The organism is Gaiella sp. (assembly GCF_057140465.1).
Genome location: NZ_DBNHWK010000046.1, coordinates 1 through 4,624, shown reverse-complemented (window position 1 = coordinate 4,624; position 4,624 = coordinate 1). Strand labels below are relative to the sequence as shown.

Genomic DNA, 4,624 nt, shown 5'->3' with positions numbered 1-4,624 from the left:
TGGTACTCGGCGTGCTCCTGGTCGGTGTCGCGGTGGGGGTCGGCATAGCGCTGCTGGTCTCGGGCGGTGACGACGGTGGCCGCACCCGCCGGAGCACGACGTCGTCGTCCTCGACCAGCACCTCCCCACCGAGCACGACGGCCCCGACCGAGCCCTCGACGCCGACCACGGCCGCCGCGGCGCCCTCGCAGGTGTCCGGCCTCTCGGCCGGCGCGGGCGGCGGCAGCGGGGAGGTCTCGCTCACGTGGAACCCGACGCCCGGGGCGGCCCAGTACCGGGTCTACCGGTCCTCGAGCATGGGTACGAGCGGCTCGCTCGTCGGGAGCAGCACCTCGACGAACTACACCGACACTCCCGGTGCGGTCGCCTACTACCAGGTGAGCGCGGTGAGCGGTGGCGGGCTCGAGGGGGAGCGCTCCGTCCAGGTCTGCGGCGCGCCCCCGGGCGACTCCTGCTGAGCACAGGAGCGGCTGCCGGGGCCCGGGCCCGCGGGTTCCGCCCCGGCGTGTGCGCGGCGGCGCGGAAGCCGGCCGCGAGGTCGGCCGCGAGGTCGGCTACGCTCCTGCGGCTCCCGCCGCTGGGGCCGGGGCCCGGATCCATGGAGGTCGAGACGTGTCACACCACTTGCGGATCGCGCTGTACGACATGACGTCGGGCACGGCGGACGAGGCGGTCGGGATCGCGCGCGGGGGGATGATCCCGCTCTTCGAGAGCCAGCCCGGCTTCGTGCGCTACGAGGTGGGCACGCTCGACGACGGCGGCATCGTCTCGTTCAGCGTCTGGGAGACGGCCGACGAGGCCGAGCGCGCCAACGAGCTCGCCGCCGACTGGGTGAAGGAGAACCTGGCCGATCGCGTCGCGCTGCGTGAGACGCACACCGGGAACATGAGCTGGGAGGAGCAGGGCTGAGCGTGCGCAGCCTGCGGACGGGACGCGAACCTGCGTGCTCGGCCCGCCGGACCTGACGTCGCGCCGCGCCACCGTGCCGGCGGCTTCGAGACGGGGCGCCGGGAGGTCCGGCGTGAGGAGGTCCGGCGTGAGGAGGTCCGGCGCGAGCGTGCCGCCCGAAGCCCGCGCTCGGTGGTGAGGATCACGGAGCACCCTCGTCTCCGTGTACAGCCTCGTGCTCGTCGCGTGGATGGTGCTGTCCGCCTGCGGGTGGCGGGGTGCCACCCGACTCCGGTCCGTGCGCCGCGATCGCCTCCGCCCCGTCGGGTAGGACTCGGCGGCGGCACATCGTCGGGTCGGCCCGACCGTGGGATCGCGCCGTCGGACTGATACCATGGGGTTCTTCCTCGAACGTCGCCTGTGACACACGACGTCGAGCAGCCGCAACGGGCTTGTCCTCCTTGTTCTATTGCTTCGGTCCCGACACAACATGTCGGTGGTGCCGGATCAGCGTCTCGGGGTTCATCCGCCCCTCGTGAGACCTGTCCAGCACCTGCTCGCCACCTACGGCGAGCGCAACCACGGAGCAACCACACCATGTCCACGTCCTTCGCCGATCTCGGCGTGCCCCGCGACCTGAGCGAGTCGCTCAGGGCCCGAGGCATCGAATCCCCCTTCCCCATCCAGACCATGACCATCCCCGACGGCTGTGCGGGCCGCGACGTCTGCGGGCGCGCCCCGACCGGCTCGGGCAAGACGCTCGCCTTCGGCATCCCGTTGGCGATGCGCGTCGCGCAAGGCCGTCCCGGGCGCCCGTCGGGCCTCGTGCTCGTCCCCACCCGCGAGCTCGCGGCGCAGGTCGAGCGCGAGCTCACCATGATCGGCGGTCCGCGCAAGCTCCGCGTCGCCACCGTCTACGGCGGCGTCGGGTACGGCGCGCAGCGCAAGGCGTTGCGCCGAGGTGTCGACGTCCTCGTTGCGTGCCCCGGCCGTCTCGCCGACCTCGTCGGCACCCGCGACGTCGACCTCAGCGAGGTGAGCTTCGTGGTGGTCGACGAGGCCGACCGCATGGCCGACATGGGCTTCCTGCCCGAGGTCAAGCGTCTGCTCGACCGCACGGCCGACGACCGCCAGACGCTCCTCTTCTCGGCGACGCTCGACGGAGCGGTCGACGTGCTCGTCCGCCGATACCAGCACGACCCGGTCGTGCACCGTCTCCCGGAGCCGGCGCACGAGGACATCCTCGTCGAGCACCACTTCTGGAAGATCGACAACGGCGCCCGCCTGCGCGTGTGCGCCGACGTCGTGCAGGACGCGGGCCCGACGATCGTCTTCTGTCGAACCAAGCGGCGCGCCGATCGGGTGTCGCGCGACCTCGACCGTGCAGGTCTGCGCACCGTGGCCATCCACGGTGGGCGCTCCCAGGGCCAGCGGGACCGAGCCCTCGAGAGCTTCTCGCGGGGGCAGGTGCAGGCGCTGGTCGCCACCGACGTCGCCGCGCGCGGCATCCACGTCGACGACGTGGCCTGCGTGGTGCACTTCGACCCGCCGGCCGACTCCAAGGACTACACGCACCGTTCGGGCCGCACCGCCCGGGCGGGTGCGTCAGGACATGTCGTGTCCCTCGTGGACCGCGACCAGACCGCCTTCGCGAAGCGCCTGCAGAAGACGCTGCACCTCCCGGTCGGCCTCGGCATCCCGGGCCGCCTCGCCGACAGCGCGGGCACTCGCCCGGTCGCATCGCCTCCGAAGGACGCCGATCACGACCGCGCGCCGGCGGCGCGCGAGCCCGCCCATGCGTCCGGGCCGAGGGACCGCGATCGCACCCTGGCCCGGACCGACCGCTTCGACGACCCGCCGCGTCGTCCGGAGCGCTCCAGCGGGGACGCCGAGCGCGTGCCCGCGACGGTCTCGAACGGCAACGGTGCACCGACCGGGACCGTGAAGTGGTTCGACGCCCGCAAGGGCTTCGGCTTCATCGAGTGTGAAGGGCGCGCGGACCTGTTCGTCCACTTCTCCTCGATCGAGGGCGGCGGGTACCGCTCCCTCGACCCGGGCCAGGTCGTGACGTTCGACATCGGTGAGGGCCGTCGCGGCGACGAGGCGCAGAAGGTCCGCGTTGCCTGAGCAGACCACGACCGCCTGGTGGCGCCGAGCCTTCGGCGCGAAGCAGCTGCAAGGTGGCGGACGCCTGCGCTGGTGGGCCGAGATCGGGACCGTCATCGTGGTCGTGCTCGTCGCGGCCGTCCTGTTGCCGTCGATCGCGCCGCCGAGCATCCCCGCGAGCGCGCTCGGGAACGGCGACGGGATCGTCGCCTTCGAGCGCACGTTCGGGCTCTTCCACGAGCAGGCGATCCAGGCCGCCGTGCTCGGGTTCGGCTCGGTGTTCGGGGTGCTCGCGAACTGGTGGTACGGGCTCATGCACTTCGCGGCCACGGCTGCGGTGTTCGTGTGGCTCTACCGCCGGCACCCCGACGACTACCCGCTCTGGCGCAACACCCTCGCGATCAGCGCGGTCGCCGCGCTCGCGATCCAGGCGTTGTGGCCCGCGACCCCGCCCCGACTGCTCGCCGGGAGCGGTGGTGCCCCGATCTTCCGCGACACGCTCACCGAGTTCTCGGCGTTGTGGTCGTTCTCCTCGGGCGGCGGTGTTGCCAACCAGCACGCGGCCATGCCGAGCATGCACGCGGTCTGGGCGCTGATCTGCGCCTGCGTCGTGTTCCCGCGTGCCTCGCGTCTCTGGGTGAAGGTCGCCGCGATCGCGTATCCGGTGACCACCGTGGTCGCCATCGTCGTCAGCGGCAACCACTACTTCGTCGACGCACTGGGCGCGGTCCCGATCGTCGGGCTCGGCTACCTGCTCGCCCGGCGCTTCACCCGCGCGGGTCGTCGACGGCCGGTGCTCGACCTCGCCGCCTGACGCGCGCTGGAGCGGGTGACGGGAATCGAACCCGCGTTCTCAGCTTGGGAAGCTGATGTTCTGCCTCTGAACTACACCCGCGAGGTAGAGGCTAACCCTAGACGGCAGTCGTCGGCTGCCTCACCCGGGAAGCCGGCGGGCTACCGTGCCGCCATGCCGAAGGCTGGGCGGAGGGAAGCCGACGCAGCGGGGGAGATCGTCGAGGTCTCGATGCGCGACCTCGTCGGCCGCACGGGCGACGGGGAGCTGACCGTGGGCGCGGCCCTCACCGCCACCGCGGCGCTCCGCGACGCTGCTGACAAGAAGCTCTTCGAGCTCGTCGGCTTCGCTCGGGAGTCCGGCGCGTCGTGGGCGGCCATCGGCGAGGCCCTGGGGGTCACTACCCAGGCCGCCCACCAGAGGTACGGCCCACGCCAGTCGTCCAAGGCCGTCGGCGCCTCCTAGCTGGCCGGGCGCGGCGCACTAGGTTCGCCGCCGTGATCCTGTCTGACCACACCATCCGGGAGCAGGTGGCCGCCGGGCGGATCCAGCTCGAGCCCTTCGCTGAAGACCTGATCCAGCCTGCGTCGGTCGACGTGCGGCTCGACCGCTACTTCCGGGTGTTCCTCAACCACACCATGCCGGTGATCGACGTGAAGCGGAACCTCGAGGAGCTGACCCGCCTCGTCGAGATCGACGACGGCAACAGCTTCGTCCTCCATCCGGGCGAGTTCGTGCTCGGCAGCACCCTCGAGCGCATCGCCCTGCCCCACGACTTGGTGGCCAGGGTCGAAGGCAAGTCCAGCCTCGGCCGGCTCGGGCTGCTGATCCACAGCA

At 72.1% G+C, this 4,624-nt stretch carries 5 protein-coding genes, 1 tRNA gene and 1 pseudogene; 6 read left to right on the top strand and 1 reads right to left on the bottom strand.

The genetic code is table 11. The features are described from left to right. From AC162C_RS06595 to AC162C_RS06580, 4 genes and pseudogenes are all read left to right on the top strand, one after another. A pseudogene (locus AC162C_RS06595) lies at positions 1 to 458 on the top strand (hypothetical protein); the annotation flags it as partial. A gap of 154 nt (positions 459 to 612) precedes the next feature. Further along, positions 613 to 909 carry an antibiotic biosynthesis monooxygenase gene (locus tag AC162C_RS06590; protein WP_484096865.1) on the top strand — a complete coding sequence of 99 codons (297 nt, stop codon included), beginning with the start codon at positions 613 to 615 and terminating at the stop codon, positions 907 to 909. 669 nt (positions 910 to 1,578) lie between these two features. Next, positions 1,579 to 3,015 carry a DEAD/DEAH box helicase gene (locus AC162C_RS06585; RefSeq protein WP_484096864.1) on the top strand — a complete coding sequence of 479 codons (1,437 nt, stop codon included), beginning with the start codon at positions 1,579 to 1,581 and terminating at the stop codon, positions 3,013 to 3,015. Then, positions 3,008 to 3,808 carry a phosphatase PAP2 family protein gene (locus AC162C_RS06580; RefSeq protein WP_484096863.1) on the top strand — a complete coding sequence of 267 codons (801 nt, stop codon included), beginning with the start codon at positions 3,008 to 3,010 and terminating at the stop codon, positions 3,806 to 3,808. The genes AC162C_RS06585 and AC162C_RS06580 overlap by 8 nt, the downstream gene beginning before the upstream one ends. 7 nt (positions 3,809 to 3,815) lie before the next feature. Here AC162C_RS06580 and AC162C_RS06575 read toward each other — a convergent pair. Continuing rightward, positions 3,816 to 3,889: transfer RNA gene (locus tag AC162C_RS06575), tRNA-Gly, on the bottom strand. A gap of 72 nt (positions 3,890 to 3,961) precedes the next feature. Here AC162C_RS06575 and AC162C_RS06570 point away from each other — a divergent pair. Together AC162C_RS06570 and dcd are read left to right on the top strand one after the other, a co-directional pair. After that, positions 3,962 to 4,252: a hypothetical protein gene (locus AC162C_RS06570; RefSeq protein WP_484096862.1), complete on the top strand. Its 291-nt coding sequence runs from the start codon at positions 3,962 to 3,964 to the stop codon at positions 4,250 to 4,252. A 32-nt stretch (positions 4,253 to 4,284) separates the two neighbouring features. Continuing rightward, the coding region (dcd, locus tag AC162C_RS06565) for a dCTP deaminase (protein ID WP_484096861.1) at positions 4,285 to 4,624 on the top strand (340 nt) is incomplete at its 3' end.